This is a genomic window from Klebsiella sp. Ech2A (genome assembly GCF_030078455.1).
In the GTDB taxonomy this organism is placed as follows: Bacteria; Pseudomonadota; Gammaproteobacteria; order Enterobacterales; family Enterobacteriaceae; genus Klebsiella; species Klebsiella terrigena.
The window spans coordinates 1-20,085 of the sequence record NZ_JAQGFU010000084.1; the positions used below are offsets into that span (position 1 = coordinate 1).

25 protein-coding genes, 1 tRNA gene and 4 pseudogenes are annotated in these 20,085 nt (G+C 51.4%); 13 read left to right on the forward strand and 17 right to left on the reverse strand.

What is annotated here, in order from left to right; genetic code table 11:
* The coding region (gene dbpA, locus PFH44_RS15670) for an ATP-dependent RNA helicase DbpA (RefSeq protein WP_283825457.1) at window positions 1–1,189 on the forward strand (1,189 nt) is incomplete at its 5' end.
* A 48-nt stretch (window positions 1,190–1,237) separates the two neighbouring features.
* On the opposite strand, the gene ttcA is transcribed toward dbpA, so the two are convergent.
* From ttcA to PFH44_RS15750, 16 genes and pseudogenes are all read right to left on the reverse strand, one after another.
* On the reverse strand, window positions 1,238–2,173 hold the full coding sequence (ttcA, locus tag PFH44_RS15675; protein WP_283825458.1) for a tRNA 2-thiocytidine(32) synthetase TtcA: 936 nt from the start codon (window positions 2,171–2,173) through the stop codon (window positions 1,238–1,240).
* A gap of 48 nt (window positions 2,174–2,221) precedes the next feature.
* Window positions 2,222–3,460 (reverse strand): tyrosine-type recombinase/integrase, encoded by a 1,239-nt coding sequence (locus PFH44_RS15680; RefSeq protein ID WP_283825459.1) that lies wholly within the window; start codon window positions 3,458–3,460, stop codon window positions 2,222–2,224.
* Between the two features lies 1 nt (window position 3,461).
* Complete coding sequence (xisR, locus tag PFH44_RS15685; RefSeq protein WP_148250536.1) at window positions 3,462–3,674, reverse strand: excisionase family protein; 213 nt, start codon at window positions 3,672–3,674, stop codon at window positions 3,462–3,464.
* Between the two features lie 63 nt (window positions 3,675–3,737).
* Entirely contained in the window at window positions 3,738–3,977 is a 240-nt protein-coding gene (locus PFH44_RS15690) for a DUF4060 family protein (protein WP_148250537.1), read from the reverse strand.
* A 7-nt stretch (window positions 3,978–3,984) separates the two neighbouring features.
* The gene (locus tag PFH44_RS15695; protein WP_283825460.1) at window positions 3,985–4,293 is read right to left on the reverse strand and encodes a DUF7740 domain-containing protein; all 309 of its coding nucleotides are present in this window, start codon (window positions 4,291–4,293) and stop codon (window positions 3,985–3,987) included.
* Window positions 4,290–4,493 (reverse strand): hypothetical protein, encoded by a 204-nt coding sequence (locus PFH44_RS15700; RefSeq protein WP_237373348.1) that lies wholly within the window; start codon window positions 4,491–4,493, stop codon window positions 4,290–4,292. The genes PFH44_RS15695 and PFH44_RS15700 overlap by 4 nt, the downstream gene beginning before the upstream one ends.
* Window positions 4,490–4,711 carry a hypothetical protein gene (locus tag PFH44_RS15705; protein WP_283825461.1) on the reverse strand — a complete coding sequence of 74 codons (222 nt, stop codon included), beginning with the start codon at window positions 4,709–4,711 and terminating at the stop codon, window positions 4,490–4,492. The genes PFH44_RS15700 and PFH44_RS15705 overlap by 4 nt, the downstream gene beginning before the upstream one ends.
* Window positions 4,708–5,001, reverse strand: coding sequence for a hypothetical protein (locus PFH44_RS15710; protein ID WP_283825463.1), 294 nt, complete (start codon window positions 4,999–5,001; stop codon window positions 4,708–4,710). The genes PFH44_RS15705 and PFH44_RS15710 overlap by 4 nt, the downstream gene beginning before the upstream one ends.
* A gap of 34 nt (window positions 5,002–5,035) precedes the next feature.
* Window positions 5,036–5,422, reverse strand: a pseudogene (locus PFH44_RS28100) (enterohemolysin); the annotation flags it as partial.
* A gap of 863 nt (window positions 5,423–6,285) precedes the next feature.
* Window positions 6,286–9,225 carry a RecE family exodeoxyribonuclease gene (locus PFH44_RS15720; RefSeq protein ID WP_283825464.1) on the reverse strand — a complete coding sequence of 980 codons (2,940 nt, stop codon included), beginning with the start codon at window positions 9,223–9,225 and terminating at the stop codon, window positions 6,286–6,288.
* Window positions 9,226–9,362: 137 nt separating this feature from the next.
* Complete coding sequence (locus PFH44_RS15725; RefSeq protein ID WP_463671552.1) at window positions 9,363–9,524, reverse strand: YdaE family protein; 162 nt, start codon at window positions 9,522–9,524, stop codon at window positions 9,363–9,365.
* Between the two features lie 5 nt (window positions 9,525–9,529).
* Window positions 9,530–9,721, reverse strand: coding sequence for a DUF1482 family protein (locus PFH44_RS15730; protein ID WP_283825466.1), 192 nt, complete (start codon window positions 9,719–9,721; stop codon window positions 9,530–9,532).
* Complete coding sequence (locus PFH44_RS15735; protein WP_283825467.1) at window positions 9,718–9,873, reverse strand: hypothetical protein; 156 nt, start codon at window positions 9,871–9,873, stop codon at window positions 9,718–9,720. Before PFH44_RS15735 ends, PFH44_RS15730 begins: the two co-directional genes overlap by 4 nt.
* A 597-nt stretch (window positions 9,874–10,470) precedes the next feature.
* Entirely contained in the window at window positions 10,471–10,857 is a 387-nt protein-coding gene (locus tag PFH44_RS15740; protein WP_283825468.1) for a hypothetical protein, read from the reverse strand.
* Complete coding sequence (locus PFH44_RS15745; protein ID WP_283825470.1) at window positions 10,844–11,248, reverse strand: hypothetical protein; 405 nt, start codon at window positions 11,246–11,248, stop codon at window positions 10,844–10,846. Before PFH44_RS15745 ends, PFH44_RS15740 begins: the two co-directional genes overlap by 14 nt.
* A gap of 220 nt (window positions 11,249–11,468) precedes the next feature.
* Window positions 11,469–11,852 carry a helix-turn-helix domain-containing protein gene (locus PFH44_RS15750; RefSeq protein ID WP_283825471.1) on the reverse strand — a complete coding sequence of 128 codons (384 nt, stop codon included), beginning with the start codon at window positions 11,850–11,852 and terminating at the stop codon, window positions 11,469–11,471.
* A 97-nt stretch (window positions 11,853–11,949) separates the two neighbouring features.
* On the opposite strand from PFH44_RS15750, the gene PFH44_RS15755 reads away from it, so the two are divergent.
* The 7 genes and pseudogenes from PFH44_RS15755 to PFH44_RS15785 form a co-directional block, all read left to right on the forward strand.
* Window positions 11,950–12,174, forward strand: coding sequence for a transcriptional regulator (locus tag PFH44_RS15755; RefSeq protein ID WP_148250548.1), 225 nt, complete (start codon window positions 11,950–11,952; stop codon window positions 12,172–12,174).
* A 2-nt stretch (window positions 12,175–12,176) separates the two neighbouring features.
* Window positions 12,177–12,713, forward strand: a complete 537-nt coding sequence (locus PFH44_RS15760) for a toxin YdaT domain-containing protein (protein ID WP_283825472.1) — start codon at window positions 12,177–12,179, stop codon at window positions 12,711–12,713.
* Between the two features lie 128 nt (window positions 12,714–12,841).
* The gene (locus PFH44_RS15765; protein ID WP_283825473.1) at window positions 12,842–13,636 is read left to right on the forward strand and encodes a ParB/RepB/Spo0J family partition protein; all 795 of its coding nucleotides are present in this window, start codon (window positions 12,842–12,844) and stop codon (window positions 13,634–13,636) included.
* Between the two features lie 17 nt (window positions 13,637–13,653).
* Complete coding sequence (locus tag PFH44_RS15770) at window positions 13,654–14,529, forward strand: hypothetical protein (protein ID WP_283825474.1); 876 nt, start codon at window positions 13,654–13,656, stop codon at window positions 14,527–14,529.
* A gap of 2 nt (window positions 14,530–14,531) precedes the next feature.
* Complete coding sequence (locus PFH44_RS15775; protein ID WP_283825475.1) at window positions 14,532–15,281, forward strand: ATP-binding protein; 750 nt, start codon at window positions 14,532–14,534, stop codon at window positions 15,279–15,281.
* Window positions 15,282–15,288: 7 nt separating this feature from the next.
* Window positions 15,289–15,624, forward strand: a complete 336-nt coding sequence (locus tag PFH44_RS15780) for a DUF977 family protein (protein ID WP_283825476.1) — start codon at window positions 15,289–15,291, stop codon at window positions 15,622–15,624.
* A 264-nt stretch (window positions 15,625–15,888) separates the two neighbouring features.
* Window positions 15,889–15,969 (forward strand): annotated as a pseudogene (locus PFH44_RS15785) (HNH endonuclease); the annotation flags it as partial.
* A 4-nt stretch (window positions 15,970–15,973) separates the two neighbouring features.
* Here PFH44_RS15785 and PFH44_RS15790 read toward each other — a convergent pair.
* A tRNA-Lys gene (locus tag PFH44_RS15790) sits at window positions 15,974–16,049 on the reverse strand.
* A gap of 1,057 nt (window positions 16,050–17,106) precedes the next feature.
* Here PFH44_RS15790 and PFH44_RS15795 point away from each other — a divergent pair.
* From PFH44_RS15795 to PFH44_RS15815, 5 genes and pseudogenes are all read left to right on the forward strand, one after another.
* A pseudogene (locus PFH44_RS15795) lies at window positions 17,107–17,407 on the forward strand (dATP/dGTP pyrophosphohydrolase domain-containing protein); the annotation flags it as partial.
* 94 nt (window positions 17,408–17,501) lie between these two features.
* The gene (locus tag PFH44_RS15800; RefSeq protein ID WP_283825477.1) at window positions 17,502–17,783 is read left to right on the forward strand and encodes a hypothetical protein; all 282 of its coding nucleotides are present in this window, start codon (window positions 17,502–17,504) and stop codon (window positions 17,781–17,783) included.
* Window positions 17,776–18,042, forward strand: a complete 267-nt coding sequence (locus PFH44_RS15805) for an eaa protein (RefSeq protein ID WP_283825478.1) — start codon at window positions 17,776–17,778, stop codon at window positions 18,040–18,042. The genes PFH44_RS15800 and PFH44_RS15805 overlap by 8 nt, the downstream gene beginning before the upstream one ends.
* Before the next feature lie 1,140 nt (window positions 18,043–19,182).
* A pseudogene (locus PFH44_RS15810) lies at window positions 19,183–19,332 on the forward strand (DNA polymerase III subunit theta); the annotation flags it as partial.
* 58 nt (window positions 19,333–19,390) lie between these two features.
* Entirely contained in the window at window positions 19,391–19,663 is a 273-nt protein-coding gene (locus tag PFH44_RS15815) for a hypothetical protein (RefSeq protein WP_283825480.1), read from the forward strand.
* Window positions 19,664–20,085: the final 422 nt, after the last annotated feature.

Below are 20,085 nucleotides of genomic sequence, written 5' to 3' on the forward strand. Positions count from 1 at the left end.
CCAGCAGGTTGATGCCAAGCTGTACAAGACGCAGTCTCTGGTGCTGTGCCCGACGCGGGAGCTGGCGGATCAGGTTGCCGGCGAGCTGCGCCGGCTGGCGCGCTTTCTGCCGAATATTAAAATTCTCACCCTCTGCGGGGGCCAACCCTTTGGCGCCCAGCGTGATTCGCTCCAGCACGCGCCGCACATTATCGTCGCCACGCCGGGACGCCTGCTCGATCACCTGCAGAAGGGCACCGTCTCGCTGGACGCGCTGCAGACGCTGGTGATGGACGAAGCGGATCGGATGCTCGATATGGGTTTCAGCGACGCCATTGATGAAGCGATTCGCTTTGCGCCCGCCGAGCGGCAGACGCTGCTGTTCTCCGCGACCTGGCCTGAGGCCATTGCGGCGATTAGCGGGCGCGTGCAGAACGACCCGCAAACCATCGAGATCGATTCCGTTGACGCGCTGCCGGCAATTGAACAGCAGTTCTTCGAAACCTCGCAGAAAGGCAAAATTGCGCTGCTGCAAAAGCTGCTCAGCCAGCACAAGCCGGCCTCCTGCGTGGTGTTCTGTAATACCAAAAAGGATTGCCAGGCCGTTTGCGATTCGCTCAACGCTGCCGGGCAGAGCGCGCTGTCGCTGCATGGCGATCTCGAGCAGCGCGATCGCGACCAAACCCTGATCCGCTTTGCGAACGGCAGCTCGCGCGTGCTGGTCGCAACCGACGTGGCGGCCCGCGGTCTCGATATTAAATCCCTGGAGCTGGTGATTAACTACGAGCTGGCCTGGGACCCGGAAGTTCACGTTCACCGCATCGGCCGCACCGCCCGCGCCGGCGCAAGCGGGCTGGCGATCAGCCTTTGCGCGCCGGAAGAGGCCCAGCGCGCCAATATTCTCGCGGAAATGCTGCAGCTGAAGCTGAACTGGATGAACGCACCGGCCGGCGGCACGATCGTCCCGCTGGAAGCCGAAATGACGACCCTGTGCATTGACGGCGGTAAGAAGGCCAAAATGCGCGCAGGGGATGTTCTGGGTGCGCTGACCGGAGATTTGGGATTCGATGGCGCCGATATCGGCAAGATCAACGTTCATCCGGCGCACGTCTACGTGGCGCTGCGCCAGGGCGTGGCCCACAAAGCGTTTAAGCTGCTGCAGAACGGTAAGATTAAGGGCAAGAACTGCCGGGTTCGTTTACTGAAATAGAGTAGGCAAGGGCGTCTCGGTCACCGCGCTGAGACGCCCGTTCGCGGTTTACTTCACTTCCACCACGTTCAGTCGCAGCTCGTCCAACTGGGCGTCATCCTCTTCCGGCTGCCAGCCGGCAGGCTGAAGCGGGATCTCTTCGCGATCGAACGCGAGGTCGCCGCCGTCAACCACGTCAGAACCGTGGGTAATGCCTTTAAAGTCAAACAGGCTGACGTCGCTAAGATGCGACGGCACGACGTTCTGCATGGCGCTGAACATGGTCTCGATGCGCCCCGGATAGCGTTTATCCCAGTCGCGCAGCATATCGCCGATCACCTGACGCTGCAGGTTAGGCTGGGAGCCGCAGAGGTTGCATGGAATGATAGGGAACGCTTTCGCCTGCGAGAAGCGCTCGATATCCTTTTCGCGGCAGTACGCCAGCGGGCGGATAACGATATGCTTGCCGTCGTCGCTCATCAGCTTCGGCGGCATGCCTTTCATCTTGCCGCCGTAGAACATATTGAGGAACAGCGTCTGCAGGATGTCGTCGCGGTGGTGGCCGAGGGCGATTTTAGTCGCGCCGAGTTCGGTGGCCGTGCGATAGAGGATCCCGCGACGCAGGCGCGAACAGAGCGAACAGGTGGTTTTGCCTTCAGGAATCTTCTCTTTGACGATCCCGTAGGTGTTCTCTTCGACAATTTTATACTCGACGTCGAGCTGCTGCAGGTATTCAGGCAGAATGTGCTCAGGGAAGCCGGGCTGCTTCTGATCGAGGTTTACCGCGATCAGAGAGAAAGAGATGGGGGCGCTTTTTTGTAAGCTGCGCAGGATTTCCAGCATGGTGTAGCTGTCCTTCCCGCCGGAAAGGCAAACCATAATCCGGTCGCCGTCTTCAATCATATTGAAATCGGCAATGGCTTCGCCGACGTTGCGGCGCAGGCGCTTCTGCAACTTGTCGATGTTGTACTTTTCTTTCTTACTAATGTCTTGATTTTGCAGCATTATATCTGTTCTCTAAATCAAAAAGGGGCATATAGGGGGCAAAATGTTTTAAAGCCCAAGCCGGGAGTTCAACATAGAAACCTGGTCGCCGTTCATCTCTTCTATCCATGTACTATAAACTTCGTACACCATTTGCGCGTTTTCATGCCCCATCTGATTGGCTATAAAAGATGGGTTTGCACCAGCCGACAGAAGCCAGCAGGCAAAAGTATGCCGCGTATGGTACGGATTCCTGCGACGAATGCCAGCGCGTTTTACAGCGGCTTCCCATCTGCTCCCAATGCTACTGTGCGAATAGCAGGGCTTTTGTTTGCCATTCCGTCGCCGTGGCATAAAAATGAATCGTAATTCCTGCTCCTCACTTGAACCGTACTCCCTGTGATGAAATGTAATATTTGATACCGAATGGCATGCGGTAAGTTTGTGTTGGGCTTTCAGGGCGTCGAGTGCAGGTCCGAGCAGCTGAATCGCCCGGTTGCCTGCTGCAGTTTTGGGTGGGCCAAACATGCCGTTTGCAGCCAGATTTCGGCGGACGTGCACCACTCCCTTATCCAGATCGACATCTTCCCAGGCCAGCGCTGCCAGTTCACCATGTCTCACACCGGAATATACAGCAAACTTCCACATATTTTGGCTTTGACCATGCTCACTGGCCATCAGTTCTGCAAACTCATCTTTTGTTAGTGGGTCAGGCTTAACTCTGTTCTTGCGCAGGCTTTTAACTCCCTCAAATGGTTTATGCTGGATAAATCCGGATATATATGCAAAACTCAATATTGAACATAACAAAGATACATAGTTATTAACTGTTGAAACAGTCCTTCCTTTTTTATTTTTACGTTTGTTGTTAGAGTAAAAGGTTTCTCCGGTTAACAAGTTATTTCTACAATTAAGAATGTCACTATATCCGATTGAGTAAAGCATCGTATTCCCATTAATTATTTTCATGAGCGTATCAACTTGGGATTTTGTTTTTTTTAACGTATTTGCAGTGATTTCGGTTTCTTTTATTTTTAGCCACAGCGTGCAGAGCTCATAAAATGTGCTCACCTGCTGCTCCGTGTATATGGCTGCCGATCTTTTGGATGAAGGGAACCGACGTCTATAATCGAATTCCCCCAGACTTATTTCACTGGTAATTACGGCCCTTAAATTACCCGCTTTTTTAATATTGGAGGGGCTAACAACCCACCCCTTTAAAACCTCTCGGCAGCGCTTACCCTTATACATAAACCAGACGCATATTCTATTACCTCGAACCTCTACGCCTGTAGGTAGTTTTGCCATTTTACGAATCCTGGATAAATTTATTTATTTCCGGATAGTTGTACCATGTAGTCCCACGCAAAGTTTTTTCGCCAGAAGGAGATACTCTTTTAAAGTGAATACCTTCTATCCATGCCCCTTGCCGGTAACTTTCAATCTGCCGGGCTCCAAGACCAGTTCGCGCCATTAGAGCCTTTTCAACCATCCACTCTTCATTAAAAATGATCTGCGCCATATAGACCTCGTTGGCGACCGCCTAATATAGGCAAGATCGCCGCAGTAGATTGATAATTCGATATCAGGAGCATTGCCCAGCCAGTGCGCGCAGTCTGCGGGCGCAATTCATCGCCGTAGCCACATAACTGCAGCGGCGGTTAACCACCTCAACGGTGATTTTTGAACCCTGCACCACGACGGTATAAGTCCGCTTCATTTTCTGCCGTCCGTACTCACCGTAGAGCTCGACGTGTTTGGCCAGTGCCGCGTCGCATGCCTGGCGCCCCAGCGGAGACTGCTTGCTTCGGTTTATCAGTCGCATACTCACCTCAAACAAAGACGTCAACGGGATCGCCGGCGGCGCGCGCGTTGTCGTTCGCTTCTCGCCGCAAGCCGAGCACATAACCAACCGGATCCCAACTGGACAGAATCGCGTTGAGCTCTTTCTGGCTATGCCAGGTCGTAAGACGCTTTTTCAGTTCAGTGGCGCAGGCGCGAACATTCGCTCGGGTGGGGCCGGCCATCTTCATGCACAGGCAGAGAGTCAGCAGCAGATCCGAATATTCATCGGCGGCCGCGCGCAATGCCGCAGGGTCAATGCTGGCTTCGAGTTCAGACAATCTGTGTTTGAGACTCACTGGATGTCCTCCTTTATCGGATTAATGCTTTCCAGCAGCAATCGGCGACGGGTACGTTCAGCAAAATGGCGTTTGCCTGTATCTTTCCTGTAGCACTCATTTTTTCCAACGACCCACATAGAAGGGGTTTCGTGCAGTAATTTCTGCTGGGGGCCATCCTTGGTAATGACTATGCCGGTATGGGTTTTAGCTATGCTCATGCGGCGCGCTCCTCAAACAAAACTTCACCTTCGATACCGCCCAGTGCATAAACGATCGAACCATCGTCACGATATTCCATCGGTGTAGCGCTCCAACCTTGACCATCTGGCTCATCGTCATCCCCAACCAGAACAAAACCACCGGGAGCAGCTACCGCTTCGTAATATTCGCCTTCAGTCCACCAACCCTCGGTATCTTTGATGCATTTAACTTTCATGCTGATACCCTCCCATATCCTGCATATGGCTTTTCTCCGACAAAGGTATCCAGGGCTGAAATGTCATCAGGATTTTTGACGGCATACTCAACAGGCTTATCGTCATACGTGGTGCGATTCTTCTGGACCTTCCAGCCGCCATCTGTATACGGGCACCGACGAAACTTCACACCATCACCGCCAGTAACGTACCAGGTCCGGAATTCACCAGTTCGTGGCCCGCTGTAAGTACCGCCTTGAAATTTCTCGGCACCGTCAACGACAAAGCGCCATTTACGTAGTTTGTTCATATCGTTACCGGGAGGGCGAACCCTCCCGCCTCCCTTAGCCCAAGTATTCCGGTTTCATATCGTCCAGGGTGATGCGGAACTGATCGAACAGTTCTTCACCGAGGTGGCGTTTGACTGCATTGAGGATGCCCTCTGCTTTGGCGAACAGCTCAGAGGCTTCCGGGTCACCGTGGTTAGGAAGTGAATTGATCGCGGCCTCAATCTTGTTGCGAGCATCGACCAGGTAGTAGCGCTTCACTGCCTTATTTTTCAATTCAGTGAACAGAGCGGTACCCAGTAAGGCTTTCTGCGATTCGATATCTGCGCGGATAGCTTTGGCCTGATCAACGGAGCTGGCTGCATCGATGCGGTCGCGGATTTTGCCCGCAACGATGTCAAAGTTAGCCGCTGACTCCTGCGTAGCGGTGGCTTCCGATACGTCATGTGAGTTGGATCCGCCCTGAGCGGCGTTATCAGGAGACATCGCGTTATCGAAGGTATTTAGCGTGCTGGTTAACGGCGAGTTACCGGTTAACTCAAACCAGTCTTCTATCCCAGACATGCCATCGCGCAGACTCTGGTAAATCTTGCGAAGCTGCAGGAACTGCGCAGGGCGTATGGATTCAATCCGACGTTGAATGCGCTTTTCAATCTGCGCCTGCGTTACGCTAAACTCAGTCAGGAACGTTCCGAGTAATTTTTTGATATTCTCCGGAGAAACATCGACCGTTGAGCTTTGTGTAATTTCACACTGACGCACCGCTGCCTCTGTGACATCACCAGGGATCACGCCGAGAATGCAGGCGCGCAGGCGTCGAGATCCCTGGTTTGCAACCATCTCATAAATATCACGGGAGTCAGTGAGCACCTTCCTTCCTTTTTTGGTATCGCGAACGTGTGGAACTGTGAAGGTTTTAACCTGACGAACGTTGGTCTCAACGTCCCAGGCGAAAGCTTCGACGATAGAAGCGTTATTGCGCTGCTCTAATTCACGTATACCAAATTGGATATTTCCCCAGTTTTGAGCCATTGCCTCTGCAAGACGGATGCTGGGCCCGGTGACTTCAGTGCCGCCACGGTTGTAGCTATAGAGCGCGGAGTCCGCAAGGGTTTCTCGTGTACAGGCCTGGAGTATCTTGTCCATTGCCGCAATTGAATCTCGCGGGAATTTTTTCGCGATAATGAGCGATGCCTGAACCTCTTGAATTGCTCGTTCTTGCTCAACTGCAACCAGGCTATTGCCGACATTGGTTTGCTCACGGCTTCCGAACGGATTGGATATGGTGTTGTTCATCATCATTCCCCTTATGCCTGTGCGCGCAGTGCTTCAAGGCGGCGCACATCAAAATCGTTGAGTTCTTCGGCGTAGTCTTCGATGATCGGCGCCGGCCACTCGCCCGTGTCGAAACCGTGAGCTATGGCGCGCATCGCTTTACGGTATTCCAGCATGCCTAGTTCCAGCAGCTCTTCGGATGCCTCGATGATGGCGATCCAGTGGTAGTTCTCGTCTTTGTTGACGAATATCCAGAAGAACTGATCGAGGGCTGCGGTTTCGCAGTACATGGCTGCGCTCAGATGGTAGTCGCGCTCGATGATTTCCCGGTGCAGTTTGGCGCGCAGGCCTTCCTGCTTGATATTCCACATGCTGATGGTTTTCAGGTCCGCGCCGATGCGCAGGCCGCCCATGTCGATCTCAAGGTCAGGGCGGACGCGGATTTCCAGGCCAGTCTCTTCATCGATACCGAAATAGCTCACCTCGACGACGCGGCTTGGGTGCGTCAGCAACTTGCCGGCGGTCGGGTGATTTAACAGTGCTTTCTGAATGGCAAGCGCAGTGCTTAGCTGCTGACGGGTAACCAGCACTTTTCCTTCCGGGTTCTCGCGCCAGGCATCCAGCAGTTCGTCGGCGAATACCGCATCAGGATTAACGGATTTCACAACCTGAATAAGATCCGTTTTTGTGCCAGAGACTTTCAGCGGCTGCGGCTTCTGGGCTTCCTGTCCGACCAAGTCAGGGTTGATGATTGCCAGCTGTTCCAGCAATGCGTCGCGGCTGCCGCTGGTTTTTACAGGAGCGGGCAGGGTGGCGTTGTACTCTTTGATGCAGGCTTTCATCGCCGTAGCCGTATGCTTGGTCCCGTTTTCGATGCGCTGGAACTCTTCAGGTAGTTGCTCATATGACGCATAGGATTCGTCAACGGATGCCCCAAGCGAGAACGGAGCGGGCAGGGTGGCGTTGTGCGCATCCAGCAATGCTTTGATATCGTCACTGCTCAACAGCGCCGGCAGAGTAGCGTTGTATTCGTCGATATACGCGCGGATCGTCGCTGTGGTGGTAAACGCACCTTCCGGGATTTCCGGCTCAACGCTGAATTCTTTGTCCATATCGTCCGGCTGCAGCGCCAGCGCATGCACCAGATTCCCCATATCCAGAACCGGCGAGCGTACTTTCTGGATGGTTTTCGCAACGTGGCGCGCTTCGAAATACATCAGCGATACCCGGGCATCTTTCACCATCGTCGAGCTGATACCGTTAGCTGCGTGATAAACCTCGTTCGGCAGACCTTCGTAGCGCCCCGGCTCGAAGAATTCCGGCCAGACTGGTTTACCTTCTGGTTCGATTTCCCCAATAACTGGCTCGGAATGGTTTACATTTGGCGCGTTTTGGGCGACATAACCCTGATTCTGGTTTACACCCCCAGCAGCCTTGGTTATGGCATCTGTTTGCGCAGCAGTTGCATCAGCGCTTTCGCCTGTTGAAACCGCAATATCAATTTCGTCTTTGACCGGCTGAGTCGCTTCCATCTGCACATTGCTGGTGGCCTCTTCTTTGATTGGGGTAGGAGAGGCCATCAGGCCTTCAATGGAGAACATGCCTGCGCCAAGGTTAGTCACTTCTGGCTTATCCTTCGGTTCAGTATCCGGATGGCTTTTTTGAGCCTCTTTCACAAGCTCGGTACCAACCACCTGAAAAGCAGTCGTGAGCTTTTCCAGATTAGGTTTGCTTTCATTGCCATCGAGCTCATCTTTTACCGCATTCAAGGTGATCTCAGCAGATGAGAGATGTCCTGCATCCTTGAGAGTCTCGGCACTTGGGATATCGTGCTTATACTCAGTCAGCCTCTCATTGATAGAACTACGCAAGCGATCCGGGAATGGAATTATTCCGCTGGATGTTGTTCTGATAAGGGCAAAGATGGCCGCACGTGAAAAATCAAGAATGCCAGGCGTGCCCCGTAATGCAGCAGACCACTCTTTGAATGGGCTTTCTTTCTTCTGAACGATTTCTTTTGCACGACGGTGAATAGATGCCGGGAAATTATAAATATCGAAATCCATAGTCATCGTTGCCAGCGCGATTTCCTGATCCAGCGTATCCAAAGTGTGCACATAATCTGGGTTACGGTCTGTCTTGTTGCCGCCGCCGGCGTTCGTACCGACATCCGTGCGCTGCACCGCGCTAATACGGTTGCCTGAGACCCATTCTTTAACCAGAAGGCCACGGTCAATATGTGGAGTTTCCATCCAGACTTTCAGGAAATTAAGCAGCAAGCCGAGCTCAGTCCGCTTGTCTTCTGGAAATACCTTTTTAACAGCGTCGGTTAATTTCCAGAGATTGGCTGTCGTGAGTTCGTCGATCTCAGGAATGCTTCGTGTCGCCAGTAACAGATTCTGGATGTAGTTGTTGTCAGTATCCATTTCCAGCGCGCCGATTTGGATCCGCTGTCTCTGGGTAACATGGTGAGCAACCGCGTCGCTGATAAACTGGGAGATAATGAGTTGTGGTCTGCGAAGTTTTACGACCGGATAAAGGGTGTTTTTATCATCGTCTTCAGTGATATCGGCATTACCGGTGCCGGACTGGCCATCCAGAACTTCACCGGTCGAAGTATCGACACCATCTACGATGACAGCCCCGCTATCCGGGTTCTCTTCTTCCTGGTGAAATGCATCGGCAGGAACTGCGCCCGCCTTTAACTGCCAGGTGCGTTGGTCGTCGGCGAGCTCGTAACGGGTGCACCATTCGAAATCGAGCACGCCTTCAGCCGGCAGGTCGTTAAAGACCGGGAAATCGGTGCGGATCGGCTTATTGTAGTCATGACCACGACCCGTTTCGATTCCCGCATCTTCCAGATCTACTTCGAGCTGCAGGTTAGCGCGAGCTTCAGATTTTGCGGTGCGCCAGATAACGCCGTCTGGTTTACCTGATTTTTGAGTGGCCCTTATCAGATTAAAAAATTCCATGTCGTTGCCTCGATTTTGGATGTTAGAATCCACGGGCCATTGCTAGCGCCCATTGGGTGTTCATTGGTTTTTGGTAATTTCCGGTGGAACTTTGGTCGGTGTCACCGGACGTACAGCCCGCTTCGGCGGGTTTTACGTTATGCCTCGTTGGCCATTTGGTCGTACTGACCGCACTTCTTAGAGCAATACGTTCTTTCTCGTGGCGCCAGCTGCGAACCGTGAATGATGAGGATGGTCATCTTCACTTCTGAGCCTTCCTCAATTGGTTTGCGGCAGTACGCACATCTCTTTTGCATCATGCCTCCTACATTTGCGCCGTGAATGCGGCTGGGTGTTCTTCCAAAATGCCCTTCAGGGGATAACAATCACCCGGAACGCCCTGCTCAACGGCTGCGTCTTTACAGTCCTTCTCGTTGTCGTAAACACCGAGCAAAACATCCTGATTTCCGCCAGTTAACATGCCGACGGTGAGCATCAGTGCGAACATCGTGCTCATGACGGGTCACCTTTTTGCGCGAGCAGCGCACCCAGGCGGCGGAAAAAAGAGCAGGTTTTTGCGATCTGATAACAAACCCTGCGAGCAAAGGCCTCGTTTTGCGTCAGGCGAACAGCCTGCTGACGAGCGGGCTTACGTGCGAAATCAACCATGAAATAACCCCCATCAAAGGTTTGTAACTAACAGCCCAGAAGATGAGCCCAAGTGCTGCCGAAATGACCATTGAGCGAATGCCGTTTTTACTCATTTCAACCTCAGCCATTACGTGGCCAGCGGAACGTTTGAACCTACTGCGCATTGATAAATCCACCTCATCCCGGTCTTCATATGCGCCGGGCCGCTACTTCGTGGGCGTCCTGCCTGGGTGGTCTATTGCTATGGGCTTAGTAAAACATTGCTTTACTATTTAGTCAAGTTTGAATGAATTAAATTGTAAAGTGATGCTGTACTCGCCTGCTGAATTTATGGTCTCGGTAGATATCTACCTACGTGTGATGGGTTCAAAAAGACTCCAAACCGGGTGCAGGATTGGATTTCGATGGGTATTAAGTGGCGTTTGGTAGTCAATTCTCAGAAGTTGCTCTGGTACCGATTGGTGGCGACGCAACAATAATTAGGGAAAAACGGATCAATCGGTCTGGGCACAACAGAGAGGAAATCGGGACTGTGTTTGGGAAGGGCAACAGCAGGGGCGGTGGGAATTGTTGGGGGAGGGGCAATAAAAACCCGGCTCGGTGGCCGGGTGTTCGTTATAAATAGTGCTGTATTAACTTATAGATGCCTGTGCCGATGGCGATGATGGTTGGAACCCCAAGCAAAACAGCTAGTTTTGCATCGGAAATTTTCTTATCGACAGTATCAGCGGATGGCTTTTTATTGAGGTTTTCTTTAATACTTTCTAGGCGCTCAAGGGCAACAATCATGTTTTGATTGATGGATTTAACGTCGGTTCTGAGTTCCTCTACGTCGCGACGAATATAACTAACATCCACTTCGAGCCTTGCAACTCTTGCTTCAAGCATATCGTCACCCCCTCCATTACCACCGTCATGTTTTTCAGTATGGTGGCTATGGCTCGATGATTCAAGAGGTGGTTGGAAACCAGGGGTTACGACTGCGAGTTTAGGCGGCTGCATTCCGCTCCCCCTTTGACGTTACCACGTAGAAAAAGCATTTAATTGCATCAAGCTGGTTATCCTCAGAAGGCATCTCCTCAGATGGGAAGACACGGACGTCGGCTTCATATAATCCATCATGCTCAAAGGGGATGTCTTTGACCTCCAATGTCATCAAAAATACCCCCATATCATCAGCAACAGCCTCAGATCTAAGGGTTGTATAGAAACTTTCGGTATACTTATTGCTGCCTAATGGCGATTCTTGGTTTTTAGGTGTAACTGCGGCGTAGATCCCTATGGGAACTCCGGGGCGAGCATATAGGCCAAATGTCACCATTACAGACCTTTTCTCACCCAAAGGGATGCCGCTGATTAGTTCATGGTGAGCAGAAAGGTAGTTGTTTGACATACCCTCCTTTTTAAGCGCGACAGAGGCGCTAAGCAGTTTGCACGGGTTGTTCATGTATGAAGCCTTATTTTTTTGCGCCAGAAGAGCTTTTAACGCCACGGCAACAACAAACGCGAAACTATTCGGTTCAGGCCAAGTGCTACATAGGCTTTATTGCCTTTCTGGACGGCAGGCCGCCGGGCAACGATCTGATCCATGATTACCATCGGTCAGCGGCGTATTACTCCGCATCACCCTTAATCCGCCGCCCCATGTATTTCGCGTACAGTTCGTCGAGCTCCTTCAGCCGCAGAGATACGATCCGCAACATGTTCTGTTGCTCTTCTTCAGGCAACTGCCGATAGAGTTCCAGTAAGCGTTGCTCATCGGGCTTGAGTCCATCCTTCTCACCTACATCTTCACCGAGCAACCACGGAATAGATACACCAGCTGCATCGGCAAGGGCTAGCGCGGACTCTTTGCTGATTCTGCCGGTTCGGAACCATCCTGAAACCGCTTGCTTACTGACACCCGCAATCCTGGACATCTCCGTTTTAGAAATGCCCTTTTTGTTTAGCTCTGTGAGCCTGGAGATCAGGCTATCGGACGGATTTTTTTCGCTCATAGCTTCATTGTAAATAATTGCTTTACTCCTAGATAGGCAGGTATATGTTGACCGTTAAGTAAATTGATGCTTTACTTTGCGCATCTAAGGAGGTCCTATGACTGGTATTGAAAACGCTATCCGAGCGTCTGGGTCAGCAAGCGCGCTTGGTACAGCGATCGGTGTAACTAAGATGGCTGTCTCTCTGTGGCGGAAGAATGGTGTTCCATCTTCCCGTGTGATCCAAATCTTTAAAGCAACCGGCGTTACGCCGCATGAACTACGTCCTGATCTTTATCCGAACCCCACAGACGGGTTGCCTTCACAAGAGATGGGGGGCTGATCATGCACACACTTCATTTCCAACAGAATACCGGAGCCAATAGCTCCAGGCTGATAAACCGCAATCAGTCCGGTGGCCATGTTACTCATGATCAAATCCGTGCGGTTATACGTGCTTGGTCAGCGTCACTGGATAACCAGGACGTAGTCGCTGCTCTGGTCATTGAAGAATGGGAACGGCAGGGCGGTAGCGGGCTGGATTTTCCCGACGACCTGAGTCGCCGGCGGCAGAAGCTGTTCCGTTGGCTGGACGGCGAAACGGAATACGCACGCGAAAATATCAGGCAATTAACCCCGTCGATCTTAGCAGTACTTCCTCTTGAATTTCGTCACCGGCTGATGCCTCAGGACGACGCTTTGTCGCGCCTGGCTTCAGCTATCAAGGAGTGCGCAGAGGCCAAACAGGCCGTGATGCTGAACGCACCTGAGCACCAGAAATTAAAAGAGGTCAGCGAAGGGATTACTTCGTTGTTCCGGCTAATGCCTGAACAGGCTGGAGTACTGATGAGCATGGTCACTTCGATGTTGGGGGGCATGTGATGCGTAAGCCTAAAAAGGCGAAAGCCGCGGTGCTCGAACACCAACGGCTTTCTATGCGAAAAGACTGGATCAATTCACAGGGGCAATTATGAACATGAAACTAACCAATATCAATAACGGGGGCGCCAATGGCTAAAAATTCGGTCGACGCTTACGGCGCCAGCGGGAAAAGCAACGTTCTATTTTTCGAACCGGAAAAGCTGCATCTGGTAACCGACACATCACACCCACTATACGACGAGCGCGTACACCTCCCGCTGAGTGAATCGGTGGTTCTTAACATTATGGAACTCGGTGTAATCGAACCAATTATCGTTTGGAAAGACCCCGAGTCCGGAAAAACGTGTGTGGTAGCAGGTCGGCAGCGCGTGAAGAACGCCACAGAGGCAAACGCCAGACGTAAGCGGGAAGGGCTTGAGCCCTGGCCGGTACCTGGAATTGCTAAGCGCGGATCAGCAATTCAAATGGCCAAATATATGGTCAGTGAAAATGAGATAACGCAACCGGATACGCCACTGGGTCGGGCCAAAAAAATGGTTCAGCAGATGGAGTACGGGCATGACGAAAGTGATGTTGCTCTGCTTTTCGGCTGCAGCGTTAAAACTGTCCAGGCTACCGTGGCGCTCCTGGATGCGACGCAGGCTGTTCAAACTGCTGTTGAGTCCGGGAAAGTTACGGTCACACAAGCTCGCCAGCTCGTCGATATGCCTCCGGAAAAACAGCGTGAGACAGTCAAGCAGTTAGAGGCGGCAGCTGAGGGGGCTACCGGTCACGAAAAAGCCCGTCGGCAGCGCCAGGTTCTCGGAGACACAAAGCCGCGTCTCAAATCCCGTAAGGAAATCACCCAGGCACTTCAAACCGCAAGCGGCGAATTCGCCGCGGCTTTGCGGTGGGTGCTTGGTGATGAAAACACACCAGTTTAAGCAACAACGGGGTCTCTATGCGTGATTACGGAAAGGTGCATACATCATTTTGGATAAGCGATGGAATGCGGCGGGTTTCTGATGATGCCCGGCTGCTTGCACTGTACCTGCTCACTGGTCAACACACGAACATGATCGGGTGTTTCCGGCTACCTGATGGGTATGTTTCGGAAGACCTTGCCTGGACTCCTGAAAGGGTTTCGAAAGGGTTTGATGAACTGTCGGAGAACGGTTTCGCAACGCGTGATTCGTCCTCGAAATGGGTACTGATCCGTAACTTTCTGACCTGGAATTCGGTTGAGAACCCAAACCAGGGGATTGCAGCGCTGCGCTTGTTTGACCAGGTGCCGGACAAATCCACGGTTAAGCCAGAGCTGGCGCGGGTTATGGCCTCGGCGATATCCCACATCAGCATCTCGAAACTAAAGGGTTCCGAAAGGGTTCTGCAACCCTTCCTTAACCAGGAACAGGAACAGGAACAGGAAGAAGATAGTTCGGGGTATGGCTCCGCCACACCCCCGGACGATCAGGGTCAGAACGAAGGCGATAACCCTGAACAGAAAAAAGCATACCCGGATGAGTTCGAGCTGGTCTGGTCGATTTATCCAAAGCGGGCAGGGGGCAACAGCAAGTCAGATGCTTTCAAGGCCTGGAATGCCCGCATCAGGGATGGAACCGCTGCTGAGGAAATTTATTCAGGCGTGGAGCGTTACGCGGCTTTCGTGAAGTTTGAAGGAAACCTGAACACGCAGTTCGTGAAACAGGCTAAGACGTTTTTTGGTCCCGGAATGCACTTCAGCGAACCGTGGGCGATTCAGCAGGCGCCAGGCACGCGAGATCCCAATCAGATTTCGGAGCCTGACAAAACCATCCCATCGGGATTCAAGGGGTAGCGATGAAAAACATTGTTGGGACCGGCAGCGCGCTGGAGCGCCTGAAACGAATTATTCCGGCGAGTGTGCAACCAAAATTCGGCACAGTCGCAGAATGGCGCGCCTGGCAAGAGTCCGAAGGTCGGAAGCGCTGCGAGGAACTGGAGCGCGAAAACCAGAAGACTCGCGCTGAGAAAATTTTTGGGCGCGCGGGAATTCAGGACCTGCACCGTAGCTGCACGTTCGCAAATTACCAGGTCAACGGTGATGGCCAGCGCCGGGCGTTAACGCTTGCAAAAAGTTACGCGCAGAACTTCGGCGAAGGGTTTACCAGTTTTGTATTCAGTGGCAAGCCGGGGACCGGGAAAAATCATCTGGCCGCGGCGGTCGGGAATTACCTGCTGCAGCGCGGGCATACCGTACTGGTGGTCACGATACCTGACCTGATGCTGCGGGTTCGGGAATGCTACGACACAGGGAAATCGGAAGCGGAACTACTGGACGACCTTTGCCGGGTTGACCTGCTGGTACTGGACGAAGTGGGCATTCAGCGCGATAGCCGGAATGAAAAAGTCATTCTGAACCAGGTTATCGATCGCCGGCTTTCGTCGATGCGCCCGGTCGGGATCCTGACCAACCTGAATTACGAATCGCTGGTGGAAACCCTCGGCGCGCGCATTCTCGACCGCCTCCAGATGGATAGCGGTATCTGGGCCAATTTCGACTGGGATAGCCATCGAAAAAACGTGCGCCATTTGCGCGTTGTGAAGTGAGGAAATTATGGCTAAAGCGATTTCAGCAGCAGAGCGCCGGGAATATGTCCACGCGGTTATTCGAATCACCCGGCATCGGGGCCGCCTGACGACCGCAGACGCGATGAGAATACTTGGTCTGTGTCGTGACACCGTCCAGAAATATTTCCGCGATGCAGAGGCTACCGGTGAAGTGGTTCGCCACGGCCGATTAGGTTTATTCCGTGACCACCGAGCCGTCATCGACTTTGACATGAAACGGTATGGACTGGTGCCAAAAGCGGCAACCGGGATGAATTACAGCTTGCTCGGAACCCCGGTATTTCAACGAGTTTTAGATGCTCAGGAGGCCATGCATGGCTAACGAAATCGAATTCAAGTTTGGTGATTACGCCATCATCGAGCAGAAGCGTCACGGCGTATCTAATGAAATGTTCCTCTACAAAGTGGTTGACCTGCTTCGCTCGAATACCTGGGTTGATGTTCCAGTGCAGGCCCCGGCAACAGAAACCATACATGACGAGATGGAAGATGTTTGTTGGTGCATCTGCTGTGGAATAAGCGAGACGGAAGTTCGCAAATATCGCGTCAAGGATATAGAGCGCTCGAATCTTTCACCTGATAGCGGAGAAGTTACCGCACTGCGGAATCGTTCGGACTGGTCCAGCCGACTAATGCGCCGGTAGTTTTCTGGTTCGAAAGGTATCAAGGAGTGGTGGGCTGTGAGGGGGGCGAACCCGCGACCAATGGATTAAGAGTCCAGTGCTCTACCAACTGAGCTAACAGCCCACTAACTTGACGGCGATAAACATACGCCTGTTGACCTGAGGGTGCAATGAGCGTGAGGAAGAAATTATGACCAGCAAATCAAAACTTAAAGAAGAGTTGAAAAGGCCCCGCCCGAGGCCTTCATTCAAACCACCTTCTTTAGCCACCTTTTCCGTCTCAGTTTCGGAACACATGAAATGGCGGTGAGTTGAGTTCCACAAGTGGAACGGGCTGCGCCATTAAATTGGTTTGCATCACCTCGGTAGGTAGTGAAGTAGAACTTTGCTCCTGAGCAAACCGGGCACTTGAATTCGATGTCGGGGATATCCCCTCCAGTCAGGTGAGTTGAGTAATGAATATAGGCCAAAAAGGGAAAAAACCTTACCTTTTTGGATGATTTTTGCCTGGTAATTAAAGGTATTTTCAAATGAAGATGACAAAAGAGAGTCCCCTCAAAATTATTGGTGCTACTGATGAGGTCATTTCAGCATTGGCAGGCACTAACGACGAAGTTCACAAAGAAGACACCGATAAGATGGTTCGTTTGTGGGATGGCCTGAACGACAAATATGCGCCACCTGAAGTGGTCAGGGAGCTGGCCCGTATGGCGCTGGGCGCAATGGACAGCGAGCCGGTGTATCAGTGCGAATTCACTCACGCCGCCGACTCTGGCGAACTCCAATGGCACTGGGAAGATGTGAACGAAGCATTTTATGAGCAATACGGCTCAGGGCCTCGCGGACGGCACCGGATACTATATTCCGCACCACAGGCCGGACCAGTGGCGGACAGCCAGCCGGTGGCGTATACCGACGAGCGCAACCTGGGCTACATTGACCGAGGAAGGGAAACTGCGTACCTGTGGGGAAAGCAGAACTCAGAGGATTCAGACGTTGCGCTCTATCGCCACGCGCAGCCCGGAAAAGTGGTGGACAGAGAGTCGGTGGCGGAAAGTGTAACGTGTTGGTCTTGCAGAAATGAGGTTGAGATTTCTGCCATTGGTGATTGTGATGGGTATTGCCCGAAATGCGACGCACCGATTGATCTCGATGAAGAACCATATACCTCGCCGCAGCTAGCACCGGACCGCGAGCAGGTACGCAGCGAGCATGCCGAGTGGTCACAGGCCACCTTCGGTAATGTCGGACCGGTAGAAGCACCTGAGCAAAGAAGCGCTGGAAGCCGCCGCAGAGCCTGGTGACCTCAGTGAGTGGGCTGACATGCAATTCCTGCTGTGGGATGCACAACGCCGTGCCGGTATCGCTGACGAGCAGATTACCCAGGCGATGATCGAAAAGCTGGCGGTGAACAAACAGCGCGAATGGCCGGCGCCGAAAGACGGTGAACCGCGGTTGCACATCAAAGGGCAACCAGTGCCCGATGGGTTTCCACCAGATGAAATAGAGTGCGATATCTGTGGACATGTATCCACTGACCCAGAGGGGCGGCACCACTGCTGTGAGGATAACAGCGATGATTGATAAATATCGTTTGGATGATTTGCGGCTTGAATCTGGGGAAAAAGGTGAGGTCGCTCGATGGGTAATTCAGTTGCAAACAGACCTGGATCGCGAACGCCGCAAAGTTGGCAACTCTCCGGTAATTCCGGATGGTTACGTGATGGTGCCGAAGGAGCCGACGAAAGAGATGATTGATGCCGGGTGGCTTCACTTCATGGGCACCAAGAATCCCTCTTCAAAAGGCACGTACGAAGCCATGCTCGCAGCCGCCCCGCAGGAGGTGAAAGGTGAGTGACGTCAAAGACAAAATCATGCAGGTGCTCATCGAGGGAGCGGCGCAGCAGGAGAAATGGGCGCGTGGACATTACCCCTATCGTATGGCTACCTGGAATATCCGCTGCGCGATGGAGCGCAAATTCCCCGGGGTTGAGTGGAAGAGCGCCGACCTGCGCAAAGAGCTCATCGAGCTGGCGAAAGAGGGGCTGGTGTCAAAGGATGCATACCATAGCCGCATTGGTCAGGCCGTATGGCGGCTGGAGGTGCCTGATGCCTAAATCCCCCGCAGAACGCAAAGCCGCGCAGGAGCGCGGCAGTGATATGAATTTTCCCGAATATAGAGTCTGTTCGTAAAATGAACGATGTTGATATTATTAGTTTATTTGATAGGTTCCTCCAGGTGCTGTGCCGAATATGGTATTTTCCATGTCCCATGAGGCATTTCCATTTTTAACTTTGGCTAGTCCATAAGAGTTTAAACCCCAGCAGTTGACATCACTAATAGGATAGCTTTCATGTGGCTTTATGAGGTATGAGGCTGTTTGTCCAGTAGGGTTGAATGAACCATTAAGATAATGAATTGTTAGGGACACCATTTGATTTGTATTGTTTTTCCATTTGTAACATTGTACAGCATTGCTAGATGTAGAAACTAAGAGTGCGAATACAAAAAATAGGATTTTCATAATTTCCCCACTATTATTAAATTAATTTAAGTCGTAAATATCCTTACAACACCTAATCCACATCCCTCTTCCTAAGCTGCATACTCTAGGTCTTGCTTTTTTTGAGCAAATATAGAGATTCAGTAGTGCTAACTGTCCCTCCTTTGACAACGTTTTTTATTGGGTGTTTTATGGTTGTCTAATGGGGACTGGATGGCCTCCTTATCGAGCTTCAACCAAGCTAAAATCGTACCATGGTATAAGCCCCCCCCATTATATTACTGCTTTTAGTAGTAATTATAAGAATGCAAGATGTAAAGCTTTTCATGTAACTACTCTAATAGCGAAGTATTTTAAATGCAAATGCTGCTGTAGCATTTTTTTATTTGTATATGCAATGCCAATACAAACAATGGCATGGGATTTACAAGAAATGGCTAGATAAGTCTCCGGCAATCGAAAGCCAAATAACTCTGTGTTTTTATACAGTCGTTTGTTTAAAACAGTTAGGTAGCTAATTTTTAGAGCGGTTCGGGTCTTGAGAGTATCGGAGAATGGAAGCTTAATGGCGAGGGGGAATTCTTTTCTGCACCTAGCAGCAAGTTAGAGAGACAAATGATCGGGTAACGCGATGGGGCAGTGAATATATACAAGGAGTTAGTTTCAGAGATGACGCAAGCCCTTCGAATAATTGCATTAAAGCTATAATCGGAAGCATAGGTTACAATCCTCTCCACATCAGAGGAGATTTTTATGTCGAAGTGGAACATTGCAGCCAAACCTAAAGATGAACAAGACAAGGTTAACGTCGACCTAGCTGCCATCGGCGTTGCGTACAAAGAGCGCCTGAATATGCCTGTTGTCGCTGAGATGGCGGGCAGAGAGCATCCAACTGCCACGCGTAAGAGATCCGCGCTACAATGAGGTGGGTGAAGCGAAAAGTAATAAATCAGGAGGTTAAATGAGTCAGAGTAGAACTATTATCAATTCGCTTGAAGAGGCGAAAGAGGCTATAAACGCTATGATACTGTTTACTATGGGGAATGAGCATATGTCCGTAATTCAGGGGATGTATGATATTAGCCCAAAAATTAACATTCATGCTGTAAATGAAATTTTTATCAACGAACTTAATGACAGCATTCTCCCTGAGACAAGAAATATTGATAGCAACCTTTCTATTGGCGGGTCACACATCGGACGTGATTTGGTGATTACTTTAACAAGACGTTGAAGTTTTAATATTACAAAATCACTCGTCCATAATCATGTCATCTGAACCTGAACAACTCTGATGACTTATGCACGTTTGGGGGGCTCAAAGTGCGAACGAAAATCAGAACGTCTTTAATCAGTCACAGATGCATAAAATTACCTGCGATTTTCCCCATTCATCGTTTAACCTCTCTGGAGGTAACGCGTGAACTTCCCCCAAAAGACATAAAGCTGCATAACGGCAATTTCGCAGCTATAAATCATCACCTGAAGCTGTTCCTTGCCAATGGCGATACCTACCGACTAATGCTCAAACCGCGGCGTGAAGTACGCCAAAGATAAACAGGTTGCGCGCAGTGCCGCCACCGTTCGCCGAAGTCCTGATGAGAGCTAATCTGCCTAAAATGTGCCAGACGCGAGCAGCTGCTTAAACTATAATCC

What these genes read in the sequence shown, in the direction of transcription:
- ttcA (WP_283825458.1), bottom strand. Translation starts at nt 2,173, where the DNA reads ATGCTGCAAAATCAAGACATTAGTAAGAAAGAAAAGTACAACATCGAC.
- PFH44_RS15680 (WP_283825459.1), bottom strand. Translation starts at nt 3,460, where the DNA reads ATGGCAAAACTACCTACAGGCGTAGAGGTTCGAGGTAATAGAATATGC.
- xisR (WP_148250536.1), bottom strand. Translation starts at nt 3,674, where the DNA reads ATGGCGCAGATCATTTTTAATGAAGAGTGGATGGTTGAAAAGGCTCTA.
- PFH44_RS15690 (WP_148250537.1), bottom strand. Translation starts at nt 3,977, where the DNA reads ATGCGACTGATAAACCGAAGCAAGCAGTCTCCGCTGGGGCGCCAGGCA.
- PFH44_RS15700 (WP_237373348.1), bottom strand. Translation starts at nt 4,493, where the DNA reads ATGAGCATAGCTAAAACCCATACCGGCATAGTCATTACCAAGGATGGC.
- PFH44_RS15705 (WP_283825461.1), bottom strand. Translation starts at nt 4,711, where the DNA reads ATGAAAGTTAAATGCATCAAAGATACCGAGGGTTGGTGGACTGAAGGC.
- PFH44_RS15710 (WP_283825463.1), bottom strand. Translation starts at nt 5,001, where the DNA reads ATGAACAAACTACGTAAATGGCGCTTTGTCGTTGACGGTGCCGAGAAA.
- PFH44_RS15720 (WP_283825464.1), bottom strand. Translation starts at nt 9,225, where the DNA reads ATGGAATTTTTTAATCTGATAAGGGCCACTCAAAAATCAGGTAAACCA.
- PFH44_RS15725 (WP_463671552.1), bottom strand. Translation starts at nt 9,524, where the DNA reads ATGATGCAAAAGAGATGTGCGTACTGCCGCAAACCAATTGAGGAAGGC.
- PFH44_RS15730 (WP_283825466.1), bottom strand. Translation starts at nt 9,721, where the DNA reads ATGAGCACGATGTTCGCACTGATGCTCACCGTCGGCATGTTAACTGGC.
- PFH44_RS15735 (WP_283825467.1), bottom strand. Translation starts at nt 9,873, where the DNA reads ATGGTTGATTTCGCACGTAAGCCCGCTCGTCAGCAGGCTGTTCGCCTG.
- PFH44_RS15740 (WP_283825468.1), bottom strand. Translation starts at nt 10,857, where the DNA reads ATGCAGCCGCCTAAACTCGCAGTCGTAACCCCTGGTTTCCAACCACCT.
- PFH44_RS15745 (WP_283825470.1), bottom strand. Translation starts at nt 11,248, where the DNA reads ATGTCAAACAACTACCTTTCTGCTCACCATGAACTAATCAGCGGCATC.
- PFH44_RS15750 (WP_283825471.1), bottom strand. Translation starts at nt 11,852, where the DNA reads ATGAGCGAAAAAAATCCGTCCGATAGCCTGATCTCCAGGCTCACAGAG.
- PFH44_RS15755 (WP_148250548.1), top strand. Translation starts at nt 11,950, where the DNA reads ATGACTGGTATTGAAAACGCTATCCGAGCGTCTGGGTCAGCAAGCGCG.
- PFH44_RS15760 (WP_283825472.1), top strand. Translation starts at nt 12,177, where the DNA reads ATGCACACACTTCATTTCCAACAGAATACCGGAGCCAATAGCTCCAGG.
- PFH44_RS15765 (WP_283825473.1), top strand. Translation starts at nt 12,842, where the DNA reads ATGGCTAAAAATTCGGTCGACGCTTACGGCGCCAGCGGGAAAAGCAAC.
- PFH44_RS15770 (WP_283825474.1), top strand. Translation starts at nt 13,654, where the DNA reads ATGCGTGATTACGGAAAGGTGCATACATCATTTTGGATAAGCGATGGA.
- PFH44_RS15775 (WP_283825475.1), top strand. Translation starts at nt 14,532, where the DNA reads ATGAAAAACATTGTTGGGACCGGCAGCGCGCTGGAGCGCCTGAAACGA.
- PFH44_RS15780 (WP_283825476.1), top strand. Translation starts at nt 15,289, where the DNA reads ATGGCTAAAGCGATTTCAGCAGCAGAGCGCCGGGAATATGTCCACGCG.
- PFH44_RS15800 (WP_283825477.1), top strand. Translation starts at nt 17,502, where the DNA reads ATGATTGATAAATATCGTTTGGATGATTTGCGGCTTGAATCTGGGGAA.
- PFH44_RS15815 (WP_283825480.1), top strand. Translation starts at nt 19,391, where the DNA reads ATGAGTCAGAGTAGAACTATTATCAATTCGCTTGAAGAGGCGAAAGAG.